General features: G+C 50.6%; 21 protein-coding genes. 9 read left to right on the top strand and 12 right to left on the bottom strand.

Features of this window, described 5'->3' with window-relative positions:
• Window positions 1–77 precede the first annotated feature (77 nt).
• Entirely contained in the window at window positions 78–842 is a 765-nt protein-coding gene (gene fnr, locus Hfont_RS12315) for a fumarate/nitrate reduction transcriptional regulator Fnr (RefSeq protein WP_112992705.1), read from the bottom strand.
• A gap of 192 nt (window positions 843–1,034) precedes the next feature.
• Between fnr and Hfont_RS12310 the strand changes: the two genes are divergently transcribed.
• On the top strand, window positions 1,035–2,615 hold the full coding sequence (locus tag Hfont_RS12310; protein ID WP_112992704.1) for a sensor domain-containing diguanylate cyclase: 1,581 nt from the start codon (window positions 1,035–1,037) through the stop codon (window positions 2,613–2,615).
• On the opposite strand, the gene Hfont_RS12305 is transcribed toward Hfont_RS12310, so the two are convergent.
• The 7 genes from Hfont_RS12305 to Hfont_RS12275 form a co-directional block, all read right to left on the bottom strand.
• On the bottom strand, window positions 2,612–2,935 hold the full coding sequence (locus tag Hfont_RS12305) for a TraR/DksA family transcriptional regulator (protein WP_241523101.1): 324 nt from the start codon (window positions 2,933–2,935) through the stop codon (window positions 2,612–2,614). The two genes, Hfont_RS12310 and Hfont_RS12305, sit on opposite strands and share 4 nt — an antisense overlap.
• Before the next feature lie 101 nt (window positions 2,936–3,036).
• A complete protein-coding gene (locus tag Hfont_RS12300) occupies window positions 3,037–3,855 on the bottom strand; it encodes a universal stress protein (RefSeq protein ID WP_112992703.1) in 819 nt (272 codons plus the stop codon).
• Window positions 3,856–3,913: 58 nt separating this feature from the next.
• On the bottom strand, window positions 3,914–4,321 hold the full coding sequence (locus tag Hfont_RS12295) for a sll1863 family stress response protein (RefSeq protein WP_112992702.1): 408 nt from the start codon (window positions 4,319–4,321) through the stop codon (window positions 3,914–3,916).
• Between the two features lie 100 nt (window positions 4,322–4,421).
• Complete coding sequence (locus tag Hfont_RS12290) at window positions 4,422–4,871, bottom strand: Hsp20/alpha crystallin family protein (RefSeq protein WP_112992701.1); 450 nt, start codon at window positions 4,869–4,871, stop codon at window positions 4,422–4,424.
• A gap of 325 nt (window positions 4,872–5,196) precedes the next feature.
• Window positions 5,197–6,378: an acetate/propionate family kinase gene (locus tag Hfont_RS12285; RefSeq protein ID WP_112992700.1), complete on the bottom strand. Its 1,182-nt coding sequence runs from the start codon at window positions 6,376–6,378 to the stop codon at window positions 5,197–5,199.
• A complete protein-coding gene (locus tag Hfont_RS12280) occupies window positions 6,375–7,781 on the bottom strand; it encodes a bifunctional enoyl-CoA hydratase/phosphate acetyltransferase (RefSeq protein WP_112992735.1) in 1,407 nt (468 codons plus the stop codon). Before Hfont_RS12280 ends, Hfont_RS12285 begins: the two co-directional genes overlap by 4 nt.
• 121 nt (window positions 7,782–7,902) lie before the next feature.
• The gene (locus Hfont_RS12275; protein WP_112992699.1) at window positions 7,903–10,434 is read right to left on the bottom strand and encodes a cation-translocating P-type ATPase; all 2,532 of its coding nucleotides are present in this window, start codon (window positions 10,432–10,434) and stop codon (window positions 7,903–7,905) included.
• 355 nt (window positions 10,435–10,789) lie between these two features.
• Between Hfont_RS12275 and Hfont_RS12270 the strand changes: the two genes are divergently transcribed.
• On the top strand, window positions 10,790–11,197 hold the full coding sequence (locus Hfont_RS12270) for a universal stress protein (RefSeq protein ID WP_112992698.1): 408 nt from the start codon (window positions 10,790–10,792) through the stop codon (window positions 11,195–11,197).
• Window positions 11,198–11,282: 85 nt separating this feature from the next.
• On the opposite strand, the gene Hfont_RS12265 is transcribed toward Hfont_RS12270, so the two are convergent.
• Window positions 11,283–11,720, bottom strand: coding sequence for a universal stress protein (locus Hfont_RS12265; RefSeq protein ID WP_112992697.1), 438 nt, complete (start codon window positions 11,718–11,720; stop codon window positions 11,283–11,285).
• 661 nt (window positions 11,721–12,381) lie between these two features.
• On the opposite strand from Hfont_RS12265, the gene Hfont_RS12260 reads away from it, so the two are divergent.
• A complete protein-coding gene (locus tag Hfont_RS12260; RefSeq protein ID WP_112992696.1) occupies window positions 12,382–14,166 on the top strand; it encodes a monovalent cation:proton antiporter-2 (CPA2) family protein in 1,785 nt (594 codons plus the stop codon).
• Between the two features lie 334 nt (window positions 14,167–14,500).
• Window positions 14,501–15,721 carry a YbfB/YjiJ family MFS transporter gene (locus Hfont_RS12255; RefSeq protein ID WP_112992695.1) on the top strand — a complete coding sequence of 407 codons (1,221 nt, stop codon included), beginning with the start codon at window positions 14,501–14,503 and terminating at the stop codon, window positions 15,719–15,721.
• A gap of 700 nt (window positions 15,722–16,421) precedes the next feature.
• On the opposite strand, the gene Hfont_RS12245 is transcribed toward Hfont_RS12255, so the two are convergent.
• Window positions 16,422–16,994, bottom strand: a complete 573-nt coding sequence (locus Hfont_RS12245) for a TetR/AcrR family transcriptional regulator (RefSeq protein WP_112992693.1) — start codon at window positions 16,992–16,994, stop codon at window positions 16,422–16,424.
• A gap of 400 nt (window positions 16,995–17,394) precedes the next feature.
• Between Hfont_RS12245 and Hfont_RS12240 the strand changes: the two genes are divergently transcribed.
• A complete protein-coding gene (locus tag Hfont_RS12240; protein WP_112992692.1) occupies window positions 17,395–18,219 on the top strand; it encodes a formate/nitrite transporter family protein in 825 nt (274 codons plus the stop codon).
• Between the two features lie 212 nt (window positions 18,220–18,431).
• On the opposite strand, the gene Hfont_RS12235 is transcribed toward Hfont_RS12240, so the two are convergent.
• Together Hfont_RS12235 and Hfont_RS12230 are read right to left on the bottom strand one after the other, a co-directional pair.
• On the bottom strand, window positions 18,432–19,037 hold the full coding sequence (locus Hfont_RS12235; RefSeq protein WP_206604477.1) for a hypothetical protein: 606 nt from the start codon (window positions 19,035–19,037) through the stop codon (window positions 18,432–18,434).
• 57 nt (window positions 19,038–19,094) lie between these two features.
• Window positions 19,095–20,183, bottom strand: a complete 1,089-nt coding sequence (locus tag Hfont_RS12230) for a porin (protein ID WP_112992690.1) — start codon at window positions 20,181–20,183, stop codon at window positions 19,095–19,097.
• Window positions 20,184–20,613: 430 nt separating this feature from the next.
• Here Hfont_RS12230 and Hfont_RS12225 point away from each other — a divergent pair, with 430 nt between their 5' ends.
• Genes Hfont_RS12225 through Hfont_RS12210 form a run of 4 tightly spaced genes read left to right on the top strand, consistent with a single transcriptional unit; the run spans window position 20,614 to window position 26,796 of the window.
• Entirely contained in the window at window positions 20,614–21,615 is a 1,002-nt protein-coding gene (locus tag Hfont_RS12225) for a UDP-glucuronic acid decarboxylase family protein (protein ID WP_112992689.1), read from the top strand.
• Window positions 21,612–22,664, top strand: coding sequence for a UDP-glucose 4-epimerase GalE (gene galE / locus Hfont_RS12220; RefSeq protein WP_112992688.1), 1,053 nt, complete (start codon window positions 21,612–21,614; stop codon window positions 22,662–22,664). The genes Hfont_RS12225 and galE overlap by 4 nt, the downstream gene beginning before the upstream one ends.
• Entirely contained in the window at window positions 22,661–24,130 is a 1,470-nt protein-coding gene (locus tag Hfont_RS12215) for a UDP-glucose dehydrogenase family protein (RefSeq protein ID WP_112992687.1), read from the top strand. Before galE ends, Hfont_RS12215 begins: the two co-directional genes overlap by 4 nt.
• Entirely contained in the window at window positions 24,127–26,796 is a 2,670-nt protein-coding gene (locus Hfont_RS12210; protein ID WP_112992686.1) for a glycosyltransferase family 2 protein, read from the top strand. The genes Hfont_RS12215 and Hfont_RS12210 overlap by 4 nt, the downstream gene beginning before the upstream one ends.
• The last annotated feature ends 54 nt before the right edge of the window (window positions 26,797–26,850 follow it).

Here is a 26,850-nt window from a genome sequence, read left to right as displayed (position 1 = left end):
TCCGATTGTCGGTAATCGATTGCATGCGCCATGATCGATAAGACATTGTCTGGCGATAAAAGGTAACAAGAGATTGCTTAGAACGGCTTGATGTTCAAGGTATCTATATCTGCCGCCAGCTTTTTCAATCTTGGCAGGTCAAGGATTTCGACGTTGCGTTGCTGAACCCGAATGAGTCCTTCATTACGCATCTTGGAAATGAGGCGGCTAATGCTTTCGATGGTCAGCCCCAGGTAGTTGCCGATATCTTCGCGCGACATCCTGAGTTGGAATTGTGTCGGCGAATATCCACGCTTTGCATAGTGCGAGGATAAGTTCAGTAAAAAAGCGGCAAAGCGCTGTTCTGCACGCATGTTTCCGAGAATATTGATGATTTTCTGTTCGCTCGTAATCTCTTGACTCATGATGCGATGAAAATGATGAAGCAGGGGAGGCATCTGTGCAATCAGAGCTTCGAGCGTTTTGAATGGGATGATGCATACTTCACTATCGTCCAATGCAATCACATCACATTGATGCTGTGCGCTATTGATTGCATCCAGACCTAGCATTTCTCCTGTCATCTGAAAACCTGTTATCTGACGATCTCCGGCGAGGTTCTCCTGATAACTTTTGAAGTGGCCTAGTCGTACTGCATACAATGAAGTGAACGGATCGCCAGCACGGTATAGGAAGCCATCGCGAGGAATTTTGCGCCACCCAATAATTTTATCCAGACGCTGCGTATCGCATTCATTCAGATCGGTGGGCAGACATAGCTGATGCTGGCTGCATACCGAGCAATTCCTTGATTGGGTGCCAAGCACCTCAGTGGAGGTAACAGATTTCGGGGGGAAGTCCATATGGCTCTCCGTGCAGAAAACGACAGAAAATGCTGTCTTTTATTTCAGAACTGATTTGCCTGACATGATAGGTGAATCTCACTAATTCACTTATTGTTCTATAACAAACGTCAACTAAGCGTTACGGATGTTTCCCTGGGAAAACTTGTCGGCACCATCATCAGGATACAAACAGCAGATCATTGCCACCATATGCTCAGCAAAGAACATAAAGCCGTCATTTTTTATGCCAAATTTTTTGTGGCGTCGATTTGCGTGTTGTTGGTGATCCTGGGTGTCAGGAATAGTTGGCAGGTAAGGGAAAATCAGCTGGCAGAGGCCGAAAGCACAGTATCCAACCTCTCGCGTGGATTAGCCCAACATGCAACAGATACATTCAAGGAGGCAGATACTGCCCTGATCGGTATTACGGAAAGGCTGGAGCATGATGGTAGAAGTCCTGCGGCACTAATCAGATTGGAGCGATTTTTAGTGCGCCAGGTTTCAGAGCTATCGCAGCTGAGCGGCCTGTTCGCTATTGATAAAGACGGTCATTGGATCGTCAACTCTGACGGAATGACCGGCGACCACTTATCCAGTCTTGATCGGGAGTATTTTTTATACCATCGTGCCCATCCCGGCAACTTGCCGCACATTGATCGACCAATCAAAAGCCGCACAACAGGCGATTGGATTATCACCATCTCGAGACGCATCAACGCGCCTGACGGCAGCTTCGATGGCCTGGTTATGGCTGCCATCAAGCTGGATTACTTTAGTTATTTCTACGACAGTTTCGATATCGGAGATGCAGGCATATTATTGCTCGCTCTGGACGACGGTACGATGCTGGTTCGGCAACCACTACGTAAGGATTCAATTGGTAAAAGTTTGGTGGATACATCCATATATAGAGATTACGCATCCAAGACAAGCAATGGAGTCGCACGCATACGTTCTTCGCAAGATGGTGTCGTCCGTATCAATAGTTACCGACATCTGTCTCGCTATCCGATATTTATAGTCGCAGCATTATCTGAAGATGAAGTTTTGAGCAGATGGAAATCCGAGACATTGCTTCATCTTTTCGGCTTACTGACGCTTATTTCAATCATCGTCTTTTTCGGCAATCGCCTTGTCGTGCAAATCAAGTTGCGTGTTGCGGCAGAGCAAGAAGCTAATGAGAGCCGTGCATATGTCGAGCATCTCAATCTCGTCTTGCAAGCATTGGCAATGCGTGACAGCCTTACCGGACTGGCAAACCGCCGCTGTTTTGACGACGCAATTTCAAGGGAGTTACAAAGAGCCGCGCGCAATAAGAACTCACTTGCGCTATTGATGATCGATGTGGATTACTTTAAAAAATATAACGACACTTATGGACATCCTGCTGGCGATGCGTGCTTGAAGCAGATTGCAAATGCAATCAGGGTTGCAGAGAAACGTTCAGTTGATCTGGTGGCTCGCTATGGCGGCGAAGAAATTATTGTCATGCTGCCTGATTGCGATGCGCAGGGCGCAGTACAAATTGCCGAGAATATCTTATCGGAGGTACGGGCACTGGCTATTCCACATTCGGGCAATCCACGTGGCATCGTCACTGTCAGTGCGGGAGTTGCGGTACTGAACCCCATCGAGAACAACGATATTCCGGAGACCATCATTGGCATGGCCGATAAAGCACTGTATCAGGCAAAATCAAACGGTCGCGATCAAGTTCGTTTGTATATTGAAGACGCCGCACAAGTTTGCCAATCAAGGGAGCAATCCCCCGTCCGGCAGAGCGAATCTTAGTGATAGTGTTGTTCGTGCAGCGACTGGCATTTGGTACATCGCGTTGCGGTTGCATAGACCTGCAACCTGGCATAATCAATAGTGCAACCGCACTCCATGCAAATGCCATACTGATGATCGCTCATTCGTTGCTGGGCCGCCGCAATATCCGCTAACTCCAGCAGCATCATCTTTGTCATACTCTCGTCGCCATCAGTAAGATCAGTGTCATCTGATTCTTTCTGAACATTCACTCGCGCCCTGATCCTGGCCGCGATTTCCTTTGTATCGAGCAGTTCTTGCAAATGACTCAGTTGTCGTTTGCTGAGATATTTCATCATATTGTCCTCCAGATCCATCCAATCCGGGCTGGAATTTTCCGTGCATCTATCCCGACATGATTTTTAATTTCCTGTTGCAACGAAAATTCCTGGCAAGATCTTTAGTGCGCAATCAGTATCGGGATAGTGCTGTTGTTTAGAATATCAATGGTGGCGCCGCCTACAAACAGTTCACGGAATCTGGCATGGCCGTAGCCACCCATTACAATCAGTCCCGACTCCCGTTGGGCGGCCAATTCCAGAATCGCCTCATCTATATCCTTGCGTAGATATTCTTCTACGATATCTACATTTATCCCATGCCTGCCAAGCCATGTTGCGACATCTGATCCAGGTGGATTGCTGAGCACACCATAGCGGCTGGAAGACTGAAATATGCCGACTGTAATTTCTCTGGCTCGCTTCAAAAGCGGTAGAGCATAAGTGATGGCGCGGGTTGCTTCCGGGCTCTCATTCCACGAAATGAGTATGTGCCCATCTAGCTGTACCGGTTTACCCTTATTCGGTATCACCAAAACTGGACGTGCCGAATTGAGCATCACATACTCCGGTATGGGGGATATCAGTTGTATCGTTTCTTGTGCCGCTTGCGACACGATCACCAAATCACAATAGCGTGCTGGCTCAATTAAGCCAGCAGCGGCATCATCATGGATCAACTTCGTTTCGTAGGAACGCACACCGGCAGTACGACAAACACCTTCAAAATCATCAAGCAACTGCTTTGCCCTTTCTGTCAGGGTCGCGATTGCTTTATCAAATAAATCCGAATGATCATTGTAAACAAAGCGGGAAATTCCGGTCGTCGCCACTCCTACCAAATGTGCGTCTTCCTGGTTTGCCAATGTGATAGCTACTTCGACACACTTCTGCATTGATAGCGCATGTTCCAGGTGAACAAGGATGACCTTATAAGACATGCTTTACTCCTTTACGTGCAATCGGTGTATCCGCTTCTGAGTAATAAGTGCTTATCATTTATTTTCTTATGGCGTTGACTTTGCGAATTGCATTTCTTAGATCTTCAATTGATTTTTTGAATGATCTCTCGAAAGCCAGCCAGGCATTACTGCCTTCTTCACGGAAAGAATCCCATTTGATTTCCAGGTCTTTTTTTTGCTGCTGGAAATTTTCAATTTCAGACTTTATTCTTTCCTTTTCTGCAGCAGAGGTCATTGCCACTTTTTCTTTCAAGGCATCCAATTCTTGCTGCAGACTATCCAACTCTTTTCGAGTACTCGCTAGAAACTCCTTCTTGGGTGTATGTTCCGCAGGCGCAACTTCTTCCTTAGACTGTTCAACTTTGGGCAGGGGTTTTTCAACCCGCTCGCAAGCGGTAAGCAATAGAAAACCGACTGCGAACAGAAAATATAAACGTGCGTTCATTTTCACTTCTTCCGATAACGATGTCTCTTGCGTAATACAACAGGGAATGATCCGATCGCCGGATACTCTTGCGACCGTGCATGCAGTACACAACAGGCATTTAGCTTATGGTTAAAGGTTTTGCTCCATTGCGTTTTTTCTTGGGAAGCGATAGCTCAAGGATGCCGTCCTGGTACTTCGCGACGGCATGCTCTGCATCGATTTCATCACCGAGCGAAAATCCCCGATACAGTCGCCCAGAGAAACGTTCGCTACGTACTATGGTTTCACCATCTTTTTGCTCTTTAAGCTCGGATTTCTCTGCACTAATCGACACCCGATTACCCTCAATATCAATTTTTATGTCCTCTTTCTTCATACCCGGAACTTCGGCCGTTACGGTGTAGGCCTTTTCTGTTTCGGAAACATCCATTTTCATGTTGTGGGCGGACTCAAATGCCTGCATGGCAGGGGACAGTTGCAGCTCGCGAAACATATCTTCGAATTCCTTAAAGGGTTCGAAACGCGCAATATTGTTGAATGGAGAAAAACGCATTAGATTTGTAGCCATGATCGTCCTCACTTTCTATACAGGAACCTGCATTAATAATGACATTTGCTGCACTATCGCAATGCAATGAAAGCTCATCGCTTACTCAAGCATAGACATGCCATCAAATGTGCCTTTGATCCATATCAAATGCACCAGTACTCAGACGGGTTGGAGGAGGGGCGTGTATTGATGTCACGTCATCATGTCTCGGTGATGAGCTTGATCAAGCCCTTTCTTTAATGTGTGTTCACAATTGACTCACATCAAATTTCCCTGTTGATGGGCGTTTCCTCTGTAGATCCGGGCCGGATTCTTTTATTGCAGAACGAATGCCGGCGATATACTAGAATTTCGGCAAGAGTGCATGCGCCAAATTTGCCGCCATCCATTCCTCGTTGGTTGGTTCGATCGCTACCGCAACACGACTTTGGGATGTAGAAATCAACTGGCATGCGGATTGATTGGCCGAGTCGTCCAGGATCAATCCAAGAAAGTGCAATTCTTTACAGATGCGCGCACGCATCTCTGCGTTGTTCTCGCCGATGCCGGCGGTAAACACCAGCAAATCAAGCCCGCCAAGAACTGCCGTAAGTGCGCCAATTTCGCGCACGATGCGTTGCACATACAAAGCCAAGGCATCCCGCACGCGCGGATTGTCAATTTCAATCTGAAGTAGCGCACGCGGATCAGATGAGACGCCTGAAATGCCTAGCAGCCCCGATTCGTAGTACAGCACATGTCCAAGTTGTTGCGGCGACAGTTGCTCCACCTCCATCAGGTATAACAGGACGCCGGGATCTAGCGCTCCACAACGCGTACCCATCATCAGGCCATCCAGCGCGGAGAATCCCATGGTAGTGGCTACGCTGCGCAAGTTTTGCATGCCGCATAAACTTGCGCCGCTCCCGAGGTGGGCGACAATCACTTTGCCGTGTGCCAGATCGCCATGACGCTCGGGCAAAACGATGGATATATATTGATACGACAGGCCATGAAAGCCGTAACGCTGTATGCCGCGCTCCCATGCCGAGTAAGGTAGTGGCAGCATCTTCTCGACACGTGGCAGAGTGTGATGGAAGGCTGTATCGAAACAGGCAATCTGTAGCAGCTTAGGCTGCATCTGCAAAAAACTTTCAATGGCCTCCAATGCAAACGGCTGGTGTAAGGGGGCCAAGGGAATGTAGTTGCGCAGGTCTGCCAATACCACCTGATCAACACGCACCGGCCCAAAATACCTGGCGCCACCATGAACAACACGATGCACTACAGCGACCAGATGTATACCGCCGAGCCGCCTGATTGCACGTTGCTTTATCTGTTGCAGGGCTGAATGGTAGGGTGCCTGGGCATCAACGTTGAGCCGCTCGGGAGGCGTGTCAGATGCTTCGAAGGTCGGCGCAGGACCGGTAATGTCATCGGTTTTGCCGCTCCATAGCGGCACACGTTCTAAAGGCAAGTCTGCGTCGAATAGTGCAAATTTGATGCTCGATGAACCGCAATTCAGAACCAGAACGCATGCGTTCATGATGAAACCCTGGCGGCTTTGTTGCTTAACAATAGAGCTATGGCACAGGATGCAATGCGTGATTCGCGCGAGTCGGATCGACTCGTCAATACTATCGGCACTTTTGCACCAAGCACGATACCGGCACTGCTTGCGCCGCCCAGATATTCCAACTGCTTGGCCAGCATGTTGCCGCTCTCCAGATCCGGCACCATCAGGATGTCTGCAAGTCCGGCAACTTCTGAGACTATGCCTTTGATGCGGGCCGCCGCTATCGACACGGCATTGTCGAACGCGAGAGGACCATCCAATATTGCGCCAGAAATTTGCCCGCGATCAGCCATTTTGCATAAGGCAGCAGCATCCAATGTGGCTTGCATGCGTGGATTGATAGTCTCTACGGCCGCAAGGATGGCTACGCGTGGTTGCGCAACGCCGATAGCCTGCGACAGGCTTATGGCGTTACGAATGATGTCGGCTTTTTCATCCAGCCCGGGGGCGATATTGATTGCTGCATCCGTGATGATAAAAGGGCGCGGATAGCTTGGCGTCTGCATCAGGAAACAGTGGCTGAGACGCCTGCCGGTGCGTAACTGGGGACAACTCAGGACTGCGGACATGAACTCATCAGTATGGAGGCTGCCTTTCATCAACACGGTGGCTTCGCCGCTTGCCGCCAACGCGACTGCGTGCGCCGCCGCTGCATGGCTATGCGGGACATCGTCAATTCTTGAGCTTGATATATCCAGCTGATTTTTGTCGGCAATAGCCTGTAATTTGGCGCGCGGTGCAACCAGAATCGGCACGATCAATCCCGCAGCTTGGGCGTCGAGAGCCGCAGACAGGCTCAAAGCATCGCAGGGATGAACGACTGCAGTGAGGACAGGGCTCATTGGCCGCACATGCTCCAATAAGCTCAATAGTCCGTTACGTCCGGCAAGCAGGCGTACTTCTGGCAGTGCGGTGCGCGGCATGCAAATACGTTCGACGGGCGCGATAACCTCTGCCATACCTTCGATTACAGTGATGCCATCCTGATTGACGCAGGAACAAGCGAGTTTGAGTCGCTTATCATCATCATGGCGTTCAACAACGCGCACACAGATTCGCAGCGTATCGCCGATACGCGCTGGTGCCTTGAAAGTTAAGGTCTGTCCCAGATAAATCGTGCCTGGCCCTGGCAGACGGCTACCGAGCACTGCAGAAATCAGGGCACCACCGAGCATGCCGTGTGCAATTACACTGTGGAAGCGTGTCGACGATGCGAATTCGGCATCCAGGTGCTGCGGATTGACATCTCCCGACAGGATCGCAAATAGTTGGATGTCTTCCGACTTCAGCGTTCTTTCGACGAAGGCTTCATCGCCGATGGCGATTTCATCAAATACCTGATTCTGCACTATGCGCAAATCATCATTGTTCATCGTCACCTCATAAAAACTTTCTGTATTTCTCAATTCAACTGACAGAAGCATTCAGGCTCAACATAGGGCAGCGAAGATTTTTTGGAAGTCATGGCATCACTCTCCTGCAGCTTCAAAGTACTCAGTAATTTTTCTGAGCTTTATACCATTTCAAAGGAAGGTGCCAAATGACGCTGGCGAAACCTATCGTGATTGCAATCAACATTGAACTCAACGACAGGGAAGAAAAATAAAATATGTTTTGAAGCAGGGGATATTGAATTACGAAAAAAAGCAGGCTGACTGAGCCGACAATGACGCCCCACATAATCGAGTTATGTTTTCGAAGCATCGCCGTGATCCCATTTTTCAATGATCGATTGGAAATCATCAACATTAGATTGGCAGTAATCAAGGCAGTAAAAGCAAAAGCTCTAGCTCCGGATTCAGACATGTTATCCAAGGCCAAGCTATAAACTAATGCAACCACAATCAAGACCCCTAAACCTTCCAACAAAGCCATCAGCAATGCGGAATTAGTGAACAACGGGACGCCTGGATTACGAGGAGGGGAGTTCATAATACTTTCGTCTGGTTCCTCATTCTCGAATACCAAAGAACAGGTAGGATCGATAATTAATTCCAGAAAAACAATATGCATTGGGTACAACATAATCGGCCACCCTAACAGCAACGGAGCTAATGCCATGCCCGCGATAGGCACATGTATCGACACCAGATAGGTCATGGCCCTGCGCATATTTCCAAAAATGGTTCTGCCTATACGAATTGCCCGCACAATCGAGGTAAAGCTGTCATCCAATAGAACCAGGCTAGCGGCCTCTCGTGCGACCTGTGTGCCGCGCTTGCCCATAGCGATTCCAACGTGTGCAGCCTTGAGCGCGGGGGCATCGTTGACGCCATCACCCGTCATGGCGACCACTTCGCCAGCAGCTTTCAGGGCCTGCACAATACGCAGTTTTTGTTCTGGCGTAATCCTGGCACATACAGTGGTTGTCTCGATGCGCTCAACCAACTGAGCATCATCAAGCAGAGCCATCATGTCTCCGGTCAATACAATTCCTTCTTGCAGTCCCGCATGCCGTGCAATGGTCATTGCCGTGAGCGGATAATCGCCGGTAATCATGATCACGCGTATTCCAGCAGTACGACATTTCTCAATTGCATCCGGTATGTCTTCCCGCAGAGGATCTACCAATCCAATCAATCCAGAAAAAGTGAACTGGAAGGAACGCTGATCGTTCGGCCATACATCACCCTCAAAGATCGCGGATGCCACTCCAAGTACACGTAGCCCATCGGCCGCCATTCGATCAGCGGCAGCCAGTATGCGTTGCTGGTGCAGTTTTTCTAACTTGCAGATAGCTACAATTTCTTCTGGCGCGCCCTTGCTAGCAATAAAGTACGTTTTCTGATCACTGTTTTTCCAACACTGCGACATGACACGAAGCCCCGGTGTTAAGACATATTCGTGGACCATTTTTCGCTGGTCTTGCGAGTTTGCTGGCGGGACAAATTTTTCACGTGCTGAATAAAATGCTTTTTCCATGGGATCAAATGGCACCGCCCGGCTCGCGAGTACTGAGATATTCAGGCAGGAATGAAAAATTTCCGGAAGGCGAGTCACTGCCAACTGCTCAATATCGATTTCTTCGTTGTCGATGTAGAGACGGGCGACTTTCATCTTGTTTTCAGTCAAGGTGCCAGTTTTGTCAGTGCAAAGTACGGATGTGGTACCCAAGGTTTCTATCGCCGACAAGCGGCGCGTGAGAACCTTTGCTTGAGCTAGTCGCCATGCTCCGAGTGCAGGAAAGACCGCGAGTATCACGGCGAATTCCTCAGGCATCATCGACATAGCCAAAGCAATACCTGCAAGTAGCCCTTGCAGCCATTCGCCATGAAATAAACCTTGCACGATTGTGAGCAAGGTGCTGAGGGCGATACCTAGCAAGGCAAACGTTTTTATCAGCTTGGAGATCTGCTTCTGCAGCAACGAGGATTCAGGCGTTATGTCATTAAGCTTGGAGCCGATGCGCCCCATCTCGCTTTGCGCTCCTGTTTTTGTAATCTCTGCAGCCCCGTCACCTTGAACCACCAAAGTGCCTGCAAACAGGGTGGACGATGAGACGTTCATGTGCGATGAAAATATTTCGCTATTTTTCTTTGTGGTTTTGTAGACAGGAACGGCCTCTCCGGTCAGCAATGATTCATCAACTTGTAGCCCTGGGCCTGTCATTAGTATGCCGTCTGCGGCAATGCGATCTCCTTCTGATAGTACAAGTACATCCCCCCTTACCAAGGTTTTGCTATCAACGTATTGCGGCCGGCCGTCGCGAATTGCCAATGCCTGAGGCGTACTCATGGCTTGCAATGCTTCAAGTGCCCGCTCGGCTTTATTCTCTTGATAAAGAGTCAGGCCCAAGGTCAGCAAAACCATTAAAAGAAGAAAAAAACCTTCGTGAAATTCACCAATAAGAAGATAGAGGGACGCGGCGCACAGTAGCAAAACGAACATTGGCTCACGTAATGCCTCCAGGGCAATGACAAGTACGTTACGTTTTTTTTGAGCCGGCAAAGCGTTTGATCCTTCATTTTGCAAACGGAATGCCGCCTCAACGCTCGTCAAACCAATGATGTTTTCAGAATGTTCCATCCCGTTCCTCTTTTAACATCCCATCACGTAGGCAACAATGCACTCCATTCAAATGAAACATTTCAATGGAGGCTTGAAATGTCAACGAGGCGAGCTGATATGCCTGCCTCACATACCTGATTGAGCCGGACACGGAAGACTTTCAAGGGGATGTCGAGCTTAGCCTAACAACGGTTTTTGACGCCTACTTGATATAGATCAAGGGCTAGAGATTAAGGAGAAATAAGATCTGTACGAGTGCAACAGCTTGCCTTTTTCTGCTTCAATATTTGGCTTGCTGCAATTTTCGCAGTAGATATGTCTAACGCCTTGTGTTTGGTGCCAAGAACAAGGAAAGTTTACAGAGGGGATGATAATGTTCAAAACGATTTTGCTTGCGACGGACGGTTCAGACGCATCAATCAAGGCGATCCGATCAACGATTGAATTTGCAAAGGAAAACCACAGCAAAATCATCGGCTTGTCAGTTGAAGAATCACACCCTTATTTTCCTTATGCAGCGACGGATAAGGCCGAAGAATTCGCAAAAGATAATGTTCGGAAAATTGCCGATCTTGCAGCTGCTGCGAAGATCCGCTGTGAAGTACACACCGAGCGCGGATCCAGTCCTTACAAAGAAATTATTGAGTCAGCCCAGCGATATGGATGCGATTCAATTTTCCTGGGCTCGCATGGGCTGAAGGGCGTGGACAGGATTTTGCTCGGAAGCGTTGCACAAAAAGTGTTGATCCATAGCTCGGTGCCGGTTGTCATCATTAAGTAATACGCAGATTAATAAGCAGATTGGCTTACCTAACGCCTCCATGGCAATGACAAGTAAGTCACGTATCCGATTTAGGCAATGTTGGTTAACGAACGATCAAAACGGGGACGCTAGAGGTTGCCAATACCTTACTTGTCACGGAGCCTAAAAGAATGGAGCCGATGGCACCATGCCCGTGGGAGCCCATTACGATTAAATCGATTTTGTGCTCCTTCGCATATTTATCAATTTCTGAAGGCGCGTCACCGATCGTATATTCGGATTGAAAAGTGATCCCTTTATTTCGCAACAGTTTTTCTGCGACACTGAGAGCTGCTTCCGCTTCCTCACGGTAATAATCACTCACTGCATCACTACCGAGAATTGCACGCGTTCTGTGTACTACCAGGCCACTAGGAATGGGCGCTTTAACATGCAGAAGGTGCAAATCAATTCCGCTTTTGCAATCAGCAATATGCGAAATCAAGAAATTCACCGCTTTTGTCGTAAACGTAGATCCATCAACTGCCAATAGGATTTTCATGGCACATTCCTTTAAATGAGCTTAGGGTATGGGTGAGGGTGCAAGTTGTTTCGTTACGCAACCGAGTTAAAAAAATCCGCTACACAAAGGCTCGGGCTTCTTCAACGCTATTCATCTCTCCAAACTTTGAAATTGCTTTAATCATCATCGACGATTTATCTTTCTGCCTTTTGACTTACATCAAGCAAACTGATGGCTTCTTTTTCTCATCACGGCTCAATCACATAGCGACCCGGGGCATCGTCTTTATGTGCTGACATTGGGAATGGGGAGATCAGTTTTCCGGCAATTTTTCTGAGCTATGCATCTAAACGGGCCACCATGCATTACAAGATCAAGATGTGCGGAGGCATTGCCATTTTCAGGATAGTCATAGCGCTGGATCGACGTGGTAGCACATTTTGGAAACTACCGTCCCTTCGCATAATTTATATTATGTCAAATGATACGGCGAATTAAAAAAGCACTGTATGCACTTTTCGCAGTGCTCTAACCTAGATCTAGGTGCTTACGAAACGTAAAGGTATGGTGGAAATTCAAAAAGTACCAATTCCCTTTTTCCACCTATATTTACGTTAATGACTCTTAAAATCATCATTCCGTTATTCTAGTTACAATGGCGTCCGCATCGGGTATTACCCGCAGAATTAGGAAGAACTTTATGGCAATGGACGGAAGTGCCAATCAATTAATTGGCGTCGTGACCTTATTGGGCGCTGCAGTAATAGGTGTACCGCTTTTTAAGCGTATTGGTCTTGGCTCCGTTCTTGGTTATTTGGCCGCCGGCCTTGCGATTGGCCCATCAGGTCTAGGGCTCATGTCAGATGCACAGACCATCATTCATATTGCCGAACTTGGTGTCGTCATGTTCTTGTTCATCATCGGCTTGGAAATGAAGCCGTCGCATCTGTGGAGCTTGAGGGGACAAATTTTCGGTTTGGGAAGTATGCAAGTTGTGCTGAGTTCGATATTGCTCACATTTGTAGGCATAGCTTTCGGCTTCTCGTGGCAAGTATCCTTTGTCAGTGGTGCAGGATTTGTACTGACGTCGACCGCCATCGTCATGCAGGTTCTCAGCGAACGCGGCGACATTCAAACGCCAAAGGGACAACGAATTGTTTCCATCTTGTTGTTTGAGGATTTGCTGATTGTTCCTTTGTTGGCAATTGTCGCTTTCCTCGCGCCTGCCGATATAGCCACAAAACATGGCTTGCCGATTTGGGAAAAGATAGCTTTCGCAGGACTGTCTTTAGCCGTACTTATTGGTGCCGGCATCTGGCTCCTTAACCCACTGTTCCGCGTCTTGGCAAAAGCAAAGGCGCGCGAAGTGATGACCGCCGCTGCTTTGTTGGTGGTACTCGGTGCAGCGCTTCTGATGGAGTTAGGTGGCCTGTCGATGGCCATGGGCGCGTTTTTGGCAGGCGTCCTGCTCTCGGAATCGACCTTCCGCCATCAACTGGAAGCAGACATTGAACCATTTCGAGGGCTACTGCTAGGGTTGTTCTTCCTCGGCGTCGGTATGGCATTGAATCTTGATGTGGTCGGGCGTAACTGGCAACTAGTCATTGCAGGCGTCATGGCTCTGATGATTACAAAGGCCATCTGTATCTACTGTGTAGCACGCCTGGCAAAAAGCAATCATGCAGAAGCAATCGACAGGGCGATTCTCATGGCACAAGGTGGTGAGTTTGCATTCGTGCTCTTTACGGAAGCACTCAAGCTGAATGTCCTTACATCTGAAATCAATGCAAACATAACTGCCATCGTGGTGCTCTCAATGGCATTAACACCGATGGTAGTGGTTCTCCACAAGCGGTTTGGCACTAAACAAAATGTTTCGCTGGATGGCGTAGAAGAACCCAGGGATGTTCAGGCCAGCGTGCTCGTTATTGGCTTTGGTCGTGTTGGTCAGATTGCGAGCCAAGGTCCGTTGGCCAAGGGCGCAAAGCTATCGATTATCGATAGTGACCCGGATGTCATTCGTGCCGCCGAACCTTATGGATTCAAGGTTTTTTATGGCGACGGTGCACGCGCTGACATTCTTCACGCTGCTGGTGCACTGCAAGCATCCGTCATCCTGGTTTGCATCAACGACAAAAACGCTGTTACCAGAATTGTTGAGACGGCGAGGCATGAATGTCCGAATATCAGACTCGTCGTACGTGCGTTCGACCGCGAGCATGCCCTCGAGTTAGTCAAACACGATGCCGATTTCATAGTCCGCGAGACATTTGAATCATCGTTGCTGATGGCAAAGCAAGCCGTCGTTTTGCTGGGTTCTGGCGAACAAGAAGCCGAGGATTTGATTGCTGAAGTCCGTAATCGGGATGCCGAGCGATTCGTGCTGGAGACTACCGGCGGCCTATTTGCCGGCCGTGCGCTTGTATTGGGAAATATTGAATATATTCCTCCACCGAAGCATGAGGAAGATAAGGCTACCGACTAGTATTCCTGCTATGGCTTATTGAACAAATGAAAACCGAGAAAAGGCGACCAGTTGGTCGCCTCTTTTATGCGGTTGCATGTTAGCTTTTGGCCGAAAGCTGACATTACTATTCAAGACGTGATGAATTCAAAGCCAAAGACCAGCATTTATTTCCACATCAGATTCACGTAAAGTGATCGTTTACAACTGACATTTATGTTCACACCTACAAACGTAAATTTGATTTGGCACAAATCACTTCACTAAAGAAATCAGATATTTATAGCAGATTGATTGAAATCAGATTTAGGTTAGCGCCTCTTGAAGCTCCTAGCTCACTCACTATAAGACCCCTATGCCAACGCATCCCGCGACAAGCCGCCAGACGCCTTGGCGTTATATTTTTGCCGGATTCTGCGCTAGTCTGATCGGCATCGGACTAGCACGCTTTGCCTACACCCCACTCATTCCACAGCTCATCCAGGCACATTGGTTTTCTGCATCAAATGTGGTTTATCTCGGTGCCGCAAACTTGGCCGGCTATCTCGTCGGTGCGCTGCTGGGTCGGCACATCGCAGAACGGTTATCCAACGAGCACACATTGCGTCTGATGATGCTGTCGGTGACGATTGCTTTCCTCGCGTGCGCTTTTCCGCTCTCCACGGCGTGGTTTTTCGCATGGCGATTCATATCCGGTGTCGCTGGTGGCTCGATCATGGTGTTAGTCGCGGCAACCGTTCTGCCGCATGTATTTGGCGCACGCAAGGGTCTCGCAAGTGGCGCCATTTTCCTTGGTATTGGCATCGGCATTGCCGGTTCTGGAACAGTTGTCCCGCTCTTGCTGAACCTCGGGCTGCGCGAGACCTGGATCGGCCTGGCCCTGCTGTCCGCATTAATTACGGCCGCAAGCTGGTTCGCCTGGCCTGCGTCTAAACAGAAAATTCCTGTCTCGAAGAAATCGGATCAAACGCCGCAAGCCGCGGGCCATTCGCCCACTGATTTCATAATTAAGGTTCTCTATGCGGAATATGCATTGATGGCCATCGGCCTAGTTCCCGCAATGGTGTTTTTGGTAGATTTCATCACCCGGGGCCTCGGAGCAGGTACGCATCTCGGATCGCTGATTTGGATCTTGTATGGCGTGGGGGCGATTTTCGGTCCGCCGCTATACGGATTTTTCGCGGATCGTCTAGGCGGTCGTACAGCATTACGATTTTTATTGCTACTCCAGGTATTGGCGGTCGTGGGTCTTGCCTCAACAAGCAACTATGCGGCTATCGCCGTTGCGACGATTATCGTCGGCACTTTCCCTCCGGGGATCGTGCCATTGGTTCTTACACGGATTCGCGAGCTGATCCCACATCACGTTCATCAGCAAAACATCGCCTGGGGACACGCAACAACGATGTTCGCCTTGTTTCAGGCCCTGGCTGGATATGCCTACTCGGCTATTTTCAATGGGAGCGGCGGCAATCATCGCTTGCTATTCTTGGTTGCGGCGTTATCGCTCGGCGTTGCGCTGATCGCAGACATCGTGATCGCATATGCGGTCGGTGGCAAAAGCAAAAGGTCTTGATCTGCTAGAACGAGAAGCCAAGCAAGTCATCACGCTAGGCACCTAGGCCTACATCGCCTACGCCGTCGGCGATGTATCGTTGATTCGCACAACCCTGCTCTTCTAAACGGACTTACTCTTCTGGCGCAAGAACATTATTTGAGCAGTCACTCCGATGATAAGAATGACCAAGAGAGCGCCCTGGGAACCAAGGAGAAGTGGAGATTTTAAGTCAGTCACGAACGGATGACCTTCTGGAACGCGGCGTAACGTCTCGCTTACAGTTGGGACCATCAACAAGAAAGCCGTAAGACTAAGGCTAACAGTCTCGATATAAACGGCTGCTCTCCCAACGTAAGTAAGGTGTGCTATTCCGTACCCCGTCACCAAAAGCAAGAGCGTAGCAATGCCAATGCCATAACTCACTGGTTGATGCGCAACAAGAAATACCGTAGTCGCACCGATTAGCATCGAAATAAAGTAGGCCTTACCCAGAGCATTACGGGGCGTAATTCGACCATGCCGGACGAACATATATATGGCTAAAGGTATGGCAGGCAGGCTGCCAAGTGTATGTAACCAGCCTAGAGGCGTTATTCCAAACATGTTGATTCCTTTCGTAAAATGATCAAATGATGCCGCTAAAAACAAGTTTCCAATTGCATACCTATTAGTTGGTAGGCATTGAGACTAAATAGAGTTCCGCTTTTGAGATTTCAGATTAGGAAATCCGGCTCAGCAACGGATGCGTGATTACCCCGAATATCTTTGCATCGCCGTATGCACGTGCTGAGAGCATTGCGCCGTGCACCGTAGCCATAAAACTTTCAGCCTCAATTCTGGCTGACGTTGTTAATCGAATTTTTCCTTGTGCTACACCGCGTTCCAGGACCGTGGCCAGCCAAGCCGATAGCGTTCGAAAATGAGTTCGTACTTCAAGCGCTACTTCTTCGGGAAGAATTGGCATCTCAGTTGCAAGCAATGCACATACACAAAAAGGAGCGGTATTGTCTGCGATGCAGGACTCCCAATACTGAATGTAGGCGCGCAGCTGCTCAACTGGTTCCGGAACATTGCGCTCTAATTCCGCCATACCGAGTTGTACTTCCTCTCGATAATTAGTCACGAGTGTGCGAACCAGAATAGACTTGCTTGCAAAATGATGATGAATGGTCGCGTTTCGTACGCCAACCACCTTGGAAATATCTGCATAGCTGAATCCGTTATAGCCCCCTAAAACTATTAAAGACCGGGCACAATTTAGAATTTCTTGGGCTGTGTTGTTTGGCTTCATTTCGCCACTCTACATACTAGTAGGTAGCAAATCAAGTCCACCGACGCAATATTCCTATTTCAAAAAGAGCGAATTTACTCCTTTAGTCTTATCTTTGTATGGCCCGTTTGAAAAATTAGCTTGGGAAATGCGCCTAATTAGAAAATTAAGCTTGTGAATTTGCTTGATGAAGGCAAGAGTGGTCGCTAAGCCCTTGATTTCATAAGGACTGGGTTAGCAGGAGCAGGCTCAACGTGTTCCTATACATAGTGTTCTACTTACTATGTGGTTATAGAACCTAAACGTATCTTCATGCATACATCGCAAATGCGCTCGATATTCAATGTTGGCAAGGAAGCAGCAGCCCGCTCAGTCAACTATGAGCCGTTGGGGTATAAGTCATAAAATTGCGGGGTAAGAAATGAACGAAATTTTTGGTTTTGATGCCTTTTCTCCGAAAGAGATTGCTGAAAAAGTAGACACTGTTGGCGTAGCGAAGGCGCGTTTGCCATTGTTGCCTATGCTGATGCTGGCAGTCCTGGCCGGTGCCTTCATCGGTCTCGGCGCCCTGTACTTTGTCGTCGTGAAATCTGATCCGACAATCGGTTTTGCGGCGCGGCAGGTTCTTGGCGGCGTGACATTCGCGCTGGGGTTAATTCTGGTCATTATCGCGGGGGCGGAGCTCTTTACCGGAAACAATTTATTGGTCATGGCTTGGGCGGACCGGAAAATTTCGACTGTTGAATTACTACGAAGTTGGTTGATTGTATGTCTTGGAAATTTCATAGGCGCGATTGGCTTGGCCCTATTGGTATATCTGTCGCATCACCCTGACATGAACCAAGGTGCAATAGCCCGCGAATACATCAACATCGCTGGAGCAAAGACCAGCATGCCCTTCTGGACGGCTTTTTTCAGAGGCGTACTTTGCAATGCGCTCGTATGCCTAGCTGTATGGATGGCTCTAGCCGGCCGCAGCGTGGTTGATAAAGCTGTGGCGATTGTGTTTCCCATTTCTGCATTTGTTGCGGCTGGATTCGAGCACAGCGTGGCAAACATGTATTTCATCCCGATGGCCATGCTTCTGCAGCTGGGTGGGGCAACACATGAAGCGGTTGCATCAATCACATGGCTGGATTTTTTGAGTAATCTTGTCCCGGTTTTAGCCGGGAATCTGCTGGGTGGTACAGTCTTTGTGGGCTTCATCTACCATGTCATTTATCAGAAAACCGAAGACCTTAGCTAAGCTTTGTAACGGATCTCGAATTTATGATGACACTCACTTTGGTAAGTAGGATTGTGTTCTAAATGTGGGTCAGTTTTGGATGCTAATCAACTGAAGTGCATCAGATTAAGCGGAGAGACATTGAGCAGCAGGTATTCTCAACTAGCTTTGTTTACAGCGAACTTCGGTAAAGAAGCCAACGTCACGCTCTGCCAGCAGATCGCCGCCCTCCTCTAATAACGGCTTGGCTCCAAGTTGGGACCAGCTCCATCTGTCCAGTCTTCCAGAGGCAAAATCACCGCCGGCTTGCCATTATTCACGAACCAGCTATCGACCACGTATCGATGCGGTTTTACTTCGTCCCAAAAATCCAAAATGCCATCATCAGCCGGCTTTGCCAGCAAGGGATGAGGACGCTCCTCAATCATCGCCGAGAAATGTTCAAACAGGAAAAACCGGCGACGGCGCACCACGTTCTCGACTTCGTGATACCTCAACAGCTTTCTACGCTCCAGCATCTTGAGGAAGCGCGTGGTTGTTGTGGAATGGTCTATGCAATCCATCGCGCCATTCACCGCATCATCAGCCACATTCCCACCCTTGTCCGCGTACACGGGTGTTTGCTGTCCGGCCCAGTAATACAGCTGACCAATGACATCGGCCAGGGCTTTGCGTTCTTCCGCGGCAGAACGCGCCGAGCGCAGCTTCTTTGCAAGTGTTCGCAGTTGTGGCTCCGAAAACCGTGCTGCCGCCTCGTCAGTACAGCCGTAGTTGTAACAGACACTGATGCTTTCGTTCGCAGACGCCGCGCCGCTGGCCAGCAAAAACAGTAGTACCAAGAATTTTCTCATTTTAAAGGGGGGGGGCTAACTCTGCGAGCAAATCAACAATTATCCTTAGAACGAGTGGCTGATACCTGTGTAGAACGCGTTCTGACGCTGACCTGCGATTCCCCCGTCGCCGTACTCCACCGAAAAATCGGAATTGGCACTGTTACGCACAGTGCCAATGGTTACGTACAACAGAGTGCGTTTGGATAAATTGTAATTGCCGCCCAGCATGAACAGGTTCGCATCACCTACTCCCTTATTGACATTGGTGTGATAAGCCGCAGCGATCAATGTCAGTGCCGGGATGATCTGGTAGTTGGCGCCGAGCCAGTACAGATTGGCGCGATCGGGATCAGTACCAACTACATTCGGCGCGCGCAGGTTTTCGAAACCGGCGAACAGTTTGAGCTTGTCCAGCGTCACGGTACCGCCCAGGATGAGTTCCTTGGACGTCTGATACAGACTGGAGTAGCCACCGTTTGCATCGCGCTGGACATCATAGATGGCGCGTAGTTCATAAGTCGGCTGCACATAGGCTAGCGAAATACCATCGCGGCTGCCTCTAGTGAACGAACCAGCCTGTTCGCCAAAACCGTGCATGCCGGTTACGGTGAAACCACCAAAATTGGGTGATGTATAGCTAACCATATTATTGGTTTGCAGCCAGCTGCGCCCCTTGACCAGAGTTGCAGTGCTCAAGGCTTGCTGCCCCGTGGGATCCAGTGCCCAAACCGGATCGCTTTGAATCGCCATATCTTTACCCATCTTGAGGGTACCGGCTGAACCGCTCAAACCGAGATAGGAACGACGCGACCACAGCCCGGCACTGCTGATGCTACCGGTGCTGGCGTCAAAACCGGATTCCAGGGTAAAGAAGGCTCGGGTGCCGCCGCCCAGATCTTCACTGCCCTTGAAGCCGAGCATGCTGGTGCCCCATTCATTGCCGTCGATCGACCATTTGCTGCCACCGCGGGTGTCGACGTTGCTCTGATAATTGACGCCGGCGACGACACGACCGTAGATGGTGACGTTGTTTTGCGCCTGTGCGGCTCCCATGCTGGCGCTGGTCAGAATGACGGCCGCTAGCGGCTTGATGATGAACACGAGTTTCGATGCGATATGGCTGGCTGCGCAAAGCGTTGATGTTTTTCTCATTTCATCTCCTCTGTGTCGTGAGTCTTTTACTGTTTTTCGGGCCGTTCGCTCATATCGATTTTAGGCAATTGTATTTATACACATTAAAGAAGTTTTTATCAGCGATTTTTAACATGGCGATGATAAGCAATATCTCGTCACCCGTGAGAAATGTTCTCCACAAATATCTTGCGTGCACGTCGCATGCGACCAACTGTTTGCCTCTCAAAAGCGCACTTCGACAGACTCAAGCGCGTCACTGCATGCTTGCATTTCCCGCCATTTCGATCCTGAAACTTCCAAAATCCGCCACCTTCTTCTGTCGGAAATAGACAAGCTTTTGTCCGAAGCGCTGTTGTCATTAGATCTATGGTTGAGGCACTCCGTTAGACACATCCTTGAAATGCGAGGTGCTCTTGCGAACCCATCCAATGTAAGAAAAGAGGACATCATGACTATCACACGGCAGCGCCCATCGAGTATTCATCCCGTTGTAATGGTGACCGGGGGAGCCGGCTTTCTCGGCAGCCACGTTTGCGACCGGCTTATAGCAGAGGGCGCGCATGTCGTATGCGTCGACAATCTGATGACTGGACGTCGTTCGAATGTTGCACATCTGAGGTCTTCACCTCGTTTTGCATTGATTGAGGCAGACATCGCCACTGAACTGCCGCAGATTGATGTCGATGAAATCTGGAATCTTGCATGTCCCGCCTCCCCTCCCAGTTATCAATTAGATCCCGTACATACGATGCTGACCAACGTGATGGGCATGAAGAACTGTCTGGATCTCGCGCACAGAACGGGGGCTCGCGTGTTCCAGGCATCCACCAGTGAGGTATACGGCGATCCGGAAATTCATCCGCAGGTTGAAAGCTATCGCGGCCAGGTGAATTCGACCGGCCCGCGCGCCTGTTATGACGAAGGAAAACGTGCCGCAGAAACACTCTGCTGCGACTATCAGCGTACGCATGGCGTCGACGTCAGGATTGCAAGGATTTTTAATACTTATGGCCCACACATGGATCCGCACGACGGTCGTGTGGTGTCGAATTTCATTGTCAAGGCGCTGCTTGGTGAACCGCTAGAACTGTATGGTGACGGCTCGCAAACACGTTCGTTCTGTTATGTGAGCGATCTGATTGAAGGTTTTTTCAGACTGATGCGCACAGCGACCGTTAGCGCCGGTCCGGTCAACCTCGGCAACCCTGACGAATTTACGATGCGTGAGCTAGCCGAAGTCGTCATTCAGATGACAGGCTCACCATCCAAGATCACCGTCCGCGCACTACCTGTGGACGATCCGAAGCAGCGACGTCCGAACATCGGCCTGGCCGATACGCTACTCAGTTGGAAGCCGGTGATTCCGTTGAAGGAAGGACTCTCCTCGACGATCGCCTATTTCTGCACCGAACTGTGGTTGGCACAGCTCGATAAGGAGCACGCCAAATGAGAATACTTGTTACTGGCGGTGCCGGTTACATCGGCAGTCACACTTGTAAAGCCCTCGCACAGGCTGGTCATACTCCTATCGTTTTCGACAATCTATCATCGGGTCATGCCGATGCGGTGCGTTGGGGTCCCCTGTACATCGGTGACATCCTCGACCCGGATGCACTCGATGCGGTCTTCGCCAACTATCGTCCCGATGCTGTCCTTCATTTCGCGGCCCTCGCTTATGTCGGTGAATCGGTCACTGATCCGAGTCGATATTACCGGGTCAATATCACCGGGACACAGACTCTGCTCGATGCAATGCGCCGTCGCGGTGTGACGCGCATTGTGCTGTCCTCAAGTTGCGCAACGTATGGCATTCCTACTGTGCTGCCGATTTCCGAAGACACGCCGCAACAACCGGTCAACCCTTACGGTTTCACGAAACTCGCGATCGAACGTATGGTCGCTGACTATGAGCGAGCATATGGCATCCGCTGGATCGCTTTGCGTTATTTCAATGCGGCCGGTGCTGATCCTGACGGGGAGCTTGGTGAGCGCCACGATCCTGAAACCCATGCAATACCGCTCGCAATCGGTGCCGCACTCGGCACCGCCCTACCCTTCTCCGTGTTTGGTTCCGATTATCCAACGCCGGATGGCACTGCGGTGCGCGACTATGTCCACGTCACCGATCTCGCAGACGCGCACATGCGCGCGATAATTCATCTCGATACATGTGGCAACAGCAGCGCATTCAACCTTTCGACTGGCCATGGGACGTCGGTGCGGGCTGTAGTCAGTGCGGTCGCAATTGCTACCGACTTACACGTGCCTCTGTTGTATTCAGCACGTAGACCGGGCGACCCGCCCGCCTTGTATGCAAGGGCCGACCGCGCCGCACAAGTACTCGGTTGGCAACCACGTTTCGTCAGCATCGTTCCTATCGTTGAGACGGCCGTGTCCTGGTTTCTTAAAAATGGAGAACGTAAAGGCCATCGAATTGGCACACCTGAAAAGAATTATGTCGGTAATAAAGTTCAATCGCTAACCAGGGGAATCAAATGAACGTACGAATCGCTATTGTTGGAACTGGCTATGTCGGGCTTGTAAGCGGAGCTTGTTTTGCGGATCTTGGTCACGACGTGATCTGCATCGACAACGACGAACGCAAGATCAATGCGCTGAACAACGGTTGCATTCCGATCTATGAACCAGGTCTCGATGAACTGGTCAGTCGCAACGTCAAGCGCGGCAATCTGCGCTTCAGTGTGGATTTGCCGGGAAGCGTAAGCGGTCGCGAAGCAGTATTCATTGCAGTAGGTACACCATCGCATCCGGGTACCGACTGTGCGGACCTACACTTTGTCATGACGGCGGCCGAACAGATTGCATCGAACGTCGATCGTTTCACAGTGATTGTCATCAAATCGACGGTTCCGGTTGGCACCAATCGGGAAGTGCAACGCGTCATCAAGCATTGCGTACCAGAGCAGCACATGGCGGTCGTCGCATCGAATCCGGAATTCCTGCGCGAAGGGTCCGCAATTGAGGACTTCATGCACCCGGATCGGATCGTGTTTGGCACGGAGAATGAGCAGGCGGCTGTGATTATGCGGCGCATCTATGCACCGCTTGAGAACCTTGGCTACGATGTACTCACGACCGGGATCGAAACCGCAGAATTGATCAAGTATGCTGCCAATGCGTTCCTTGCTATCAAGATCAGCTACATCAACGAAATCGCCGATCTGTGCGAAATAGTCGGGGCTGACGTGGACCGTGTTGCAACCGGTATCGGCCTCGACCACCGTATTGGTGCCGCCTTCCTTAAAGCCGGGCCTGGATGGGGTGGCTCGTGCTTTCCCAAGGACACGCGTGCATTGAAGGCGACCGCAGCCGAGCATGTCGTACCGATGCGCATCGTCGATGCGGCAATCGAGTCGAATACACAGCGCAAATACGCAATCCTGAAAAAAATCGAGAACGCTTGCAGCGGCTCGGTCTCTGGCAAGCGCCTGGCGGTGTTTGGCTTGACGTTCAAGGGACAGACTGACGATGTGCGCGAAAGCCCAAGCATAGACTTGATCCGCGCGCTCACCGAACAGGGAGCAAAAATCAGAGCCTACGATCCGTCTTCGCCGGCTGAGGCCTCACGTTTGCTGCCTGGGCTCTGCATGACAGCAAGTGCTGTCGATGCGGTCAAGAGCGCAGATGCGCTTGTGATACTGACCGACTGGCAACAATTCATCGATTGTGATCTCGGCGAACTTGCTGCTTATATGGCGGATCCGGTGATGATTGATCTGCGCAATTTGTTCGATGAGCAAACCGTGTGCAGCAAAGGTTTTCGTCACTACATACGAGTCGGACGCAAGTCGGCCAACTTGCTGGGTGCGCGTCCGGGTTTAGTGCAGCAGAAAAAACAGCTGAGCAGCGAGCCGCTTCCGACTGAAATACCACTCATGTTATGGCCGATGCCCCAACAACGGCCGGAACTAAACGGACCGATTGGAGAGAGCAAAGCGGCATGAGCGCGCGGATAGAAAACTTTCGTTCGCAGCAACCACTGGCACCGAGCACGCGTGATGAGTTCCGTGTCCGTAACGAACGTCAGGAACAGAGCTCCTTAGGGACGCAACGCGCCGTGCCCTTTCTGATTCCGCTGCTGTCATTCCGGCAGCGGATTGTGTTCCTGATGCTGTCTGGCTGCTGGCTGTCCTGTCTCATTGTATTTTGGTTATGGTGGTTGCGCCCAGAACACAATATGGACACGTTCAGGTATGTCGTGAACTGTGCCATCCTGTTCTGGGCAACGGTGGTTCCCGGTTATTTCATACTGATTTTCTCGCGAGCCAGCATCGCTAATCCGGCATGTCCGATCCCGGACGGACTGCGCGTCGCAATGGTCGTCACCAAGGCGCCCTCCGAGCCGTTTCCTATCGTGCGTACCACCTTGCTGGCAATGCTTGCACAGAACTATCCGCACGACACATGGCTGGCGGACGAAGCCCCTTCCGCGGAGACGATTGCCTGGTGCGCGCGTCACGGCGTGTTGCTGTCTACCCGCCAGAATGTAGATGCGTATCACAATCTATCTTGGCCCAGGCGGACCCGTTGCAAGGAAGGCAATCTCGCATACTTCTACGACCACTACGGCTATGCGCGCTATGATTTTGTCGCACAGCTCGATGCCGATCACGTTCCAGCTGATGGCTACCTCGATGCAATGTTGCGGCCATTCGCAGACCCGCGCGTCGGCTACGTATCCGCACCCAGTATTTGCGATAGCAATGCTGCGCAGAGCTGGTCGGCACGCGGACGGCTGTATGTCGAAGCGGCGTTACATGGCGCTTTGCAGGCTGGACATAATGGAGGGTGGGCGCCACTATGCATAGGCTCGCATTATGCAGTGCGCACAACTGCGCTATGTGACATCGGTGGACTCGGTCCGGAACTGGCAGAGGATCATTCGACTACGCTGATGATGAATGCCAAAGGCTGGTCGGGAGTGCACGCGCTCGACGCCATCGCGAATGGCGAAGGCCCGCGCACCTTTGCCGACATGGTCACGCAGGAATATCAATGGTCGAAGAGCCTGGCGATCCTTTTGTTCAGATATACACCGCGCTACTTCGGCGCATTGCCGCTGCGCTTGAAAGCACAATTCTTGTTCGCGCAACTCTGGTACTCGCTGTTCTCGCTGACGATGGCTGCGACAGTAGTAATGCCCGTGATCGCACTGCTCACGCACCAGGTATGGGCCAATGTCTCGTATATCTCGTACTTCGCGTATGTCAGTGCGGTGACTGCGAGCATCCTGTTGCTCATGCGCTGGGTCAAGAGCACCGGCTGTTTCAGGCCCCGCAACGCGAAAGTTGTGTCGTGGGAAGGCACCATTTTTTTGTTTGCGCGCTGGCCGTGGTCTCTGCTCGGCATTAGCTCCGCGATCATGGATTGCATACGCGGTAGGGAGTTTGTGTTCCGTGTGACGCCGAAGACTGCCGGCATCGACGTGCGGCCACCGCTACGTGTCGTGCTTCCTTACTTGTTTATCTCATTGGTATGCAGCGTTCCGCTGCTTATCGTCACAGATGCCGGCAACGCACGCGGTTTCTATGTGATATCCATCCTCAATGCACTGATATATCTGGTCATTGCATTGCTGGTCGTTGTGGCTCACGCACGTGAGAGTGGACAGCATGCGTCCCTGCTTCGGCTCATCATCGGCGACGGCCAGTTGGTGCGGCGAGGGTTATTCCTAACCGCGTTGCTGGCGTTGAGCGTCGGGATTTCGGCGCGGCTGGTGGAAGGTGTCAATGCGCTGCTTTGGCGTGACGGCGATATGCCGGCAATCGCCTCGGCCGCAGCGCCCGCACCTATTCTCATCGGCGCCTACGATCCCGAGCATGTGTTTGCCGACGATGAACGCACTATCAATATCGAACACATTTTCGTGGGATTGGCTGACCCAGCCACCGCGATGCTGATTCAGGATTCTTACCAATATGCGGTTCGCCGCAACCGGCAACTGATGGTCACCATCGAACCCTGGCCAAAAATTTCGAGAACAGGTCAGACCTTGCTGCAAGACATACGCACTGGCGACTACAACCAGGAAATCGACGCAACGTGCCAGTCGATACGTTCGCTGAATGCGCCTGTGCTGGTGCGCTGGGCCCATGAAATGGAAACAGTAACGGGACGTTACCCCTGGGCTACCACGAAACCAATCGATTACATTGGTACGTATCGATACTTTGTGAAGCGTTGTCGTGGGGCGGCAAGCCAGATGCAGTTCGTCTGGTCGCCGCGCGGCGACAAGACGCTAGCGGCATTTTTCCCGGGGCAAAAATATGTGGACTACGTCGGCTTGTCCTTATTCGACTGTCCCGCATGCGGCGTCTGGCCTGCCGGTGATCGGCATTCAACCGCTGACATCTTGAAGGAAAAATATCGTCGCGTGCGGCATTACAATTTGCCGGTGATTGTTGCCGAACTGGGTGTCAGCGGCAGTCCGGAACAACAACGCAATGAATTAATTGCGCTACGGCACACGATGTCGACGCTGCCCTTGTTGAAGGCGATGGTTTATTTCAACGCGCCGGATGCGCTCGGTACGTGGCCGTTGCCACATCGACCTGACTGGCGAATTCCACTGTCGCTACTTGACCTGATCGCGGCTGAGGATCTGTCATGAATGCGGCATGCCAGAGAGGAGCGCCTGATAAGTGTCAGGTAAAATTAGCGGCCA

It is taken from the genome of Herminiimonas fonticola (assembly GCF_003293745.1).
Taxonomy (GTDB): Bacteria; Pseudomonadota; Gammaproteobacteria; order Burkholderiales; family Burkholderiaceae_D; genus Oxalicibacterium; species Oxalicibacterium fonticola.
Note: the sequence above shows the minus strand (reverse complement) of the source record. Positions and strands in the feature narration are given on the sequence as shown.

Bases quoted from the DNA above. Each gene is read 5' to 3' on its own strand.
- fnr (WP_112992705.1), bottom strand. From the start codon at position 842: ATGGACTTCCCCCCGAAATCTGTTACCTCCACTGAGGTGCTTGGCACC.
- Hfont_RS12310 (WP_112992704.1), top strand. From the start codon at position 1,035: ATGCTCAGCAAAGAACATAAAGCCGTCATTTTTTATGCCAAATTTTTT.
- Hfont_RS12305 (WP_241523101.1), bottom strand. From the start codon at position 2,935: ATGATGAAATATCTCAGCAAACGACAACTGAGTCATTTGCAAGAACTG.
- Hfont_RS12300 (WP_112992703.1), bottom strand. From the start codon at position 3,855: ATGTCTTATAAGGTCATCCTTGTTCACCTGGAACATGCGCTATCAATG.
- Hfont_RS12295 (WP_112992702.1), bottom strand. From the start codon at position 4,321: ATGAACGCACGTTTATATTTTCTGTTCGCAGTCGGTTTTCTATTGCTT.
- Hfont_RS12290 (WP_112992701.1), bottom strand. From the start codon at position 4,871: ATGGCTACAAATCTAATGCGTTTTTCTCCATTCAACAATATTGCGCGT.
- Hfont_RS12285 (WP_112992700.1), bottom strand. From the start codon at position 6,378: ATGAACGCATGCGTTCTGGTTCTGAATTGCGGTTCATCGAGCATCAAA.
- Hfont_RS12280 (WP_112992735.1), bottom strand. From the start codon at position 7,781: ATGAACAATGATGATTTGCGCATAGTGCAGAATCAGGTATTTGATGAA.
- Hfont_RS12275 (WP_112992699.1), bottom strand. From the start codon at position 10,434: ATGGAACATTCTGAAAACATCATTGGTTTGACGAGCGTTGAGGCGGCA.
- Hfont_RS12270 (WP_112992698.1), top strand. From the start codon at position 10,790: ATGTTCAAAACGATTTTGCTTGCGACGGACGGTTCAGACGCATCAATC.
- Hfont_RS12265 (WP_112992697.1), bottom strand. From the start codon at position 11,720: ATGAAAATCCTATTGGCAGTTGATGGATCTACGTTTACGACAAAAGCG.
- Hfont_RS12260 (WP_112992696.1), top strand. From the start codon at position 12,382: ATGGCAATGGACGGAAGTGCCAATCAATTAATTGGCGTCGTGACCTTA.
- Hfont_RS12255 (WP_112992695.1), top strand. From the start codon at position 14,501: ATGCCAACGCATCCCGCGACAAGCCGCCAGACGCCTTGGCGTTATATT.
- Hfont_RS12245 (WP_112992693.1), bottom strand. From the start codon at position 16,994: ATGAAGCCAAACAACACAGCCCAAGAAATTCTAAATTGTGCCCGGTCT.
- Hfont_RS12240 (WP_112992692.1), top strand. From the start codon at position 17,395: ATGAACGAAATTTTTGGTTTTGATGCCTTTTCTCCGAAAGAGATTGCT.
- Hfont_RS12230 (WP_112992690.1), bottom strand. From the start codon at position 20,183: ATGAGAAAAACATCAACGCTTTGCGCAGCCAGCCATATCGCATCGAAA.
- Hfont_RS12225 (WP_112992689.1), top strand. From the start codon at position 20,614: ATGACTATCACACGGCAGCGCCCATCGAGTATTCATCCCGTTGTAATG.
- galE (WP_112992688.1), top strand. From the start codon at position 21,612: ATGAGAATACTTGTTACTGGCGGTGCCGGTTACATCGGCAGTCACACT.
- Hfont_RS12215 (WP_112992687.1), top strand. From the start codon at position 22,661: ATGAACGTACGAATCGCTATTGTTGGAACTGGCTATGTCGGGCTTGTA.
- Hfont_RS12210 (WP_112992686.1), top strand. From the start codon at position 24,127: ATGAGCGCGCGGATAGAAAACTTTCGTTCGCAGCAACCACTGGCACCG.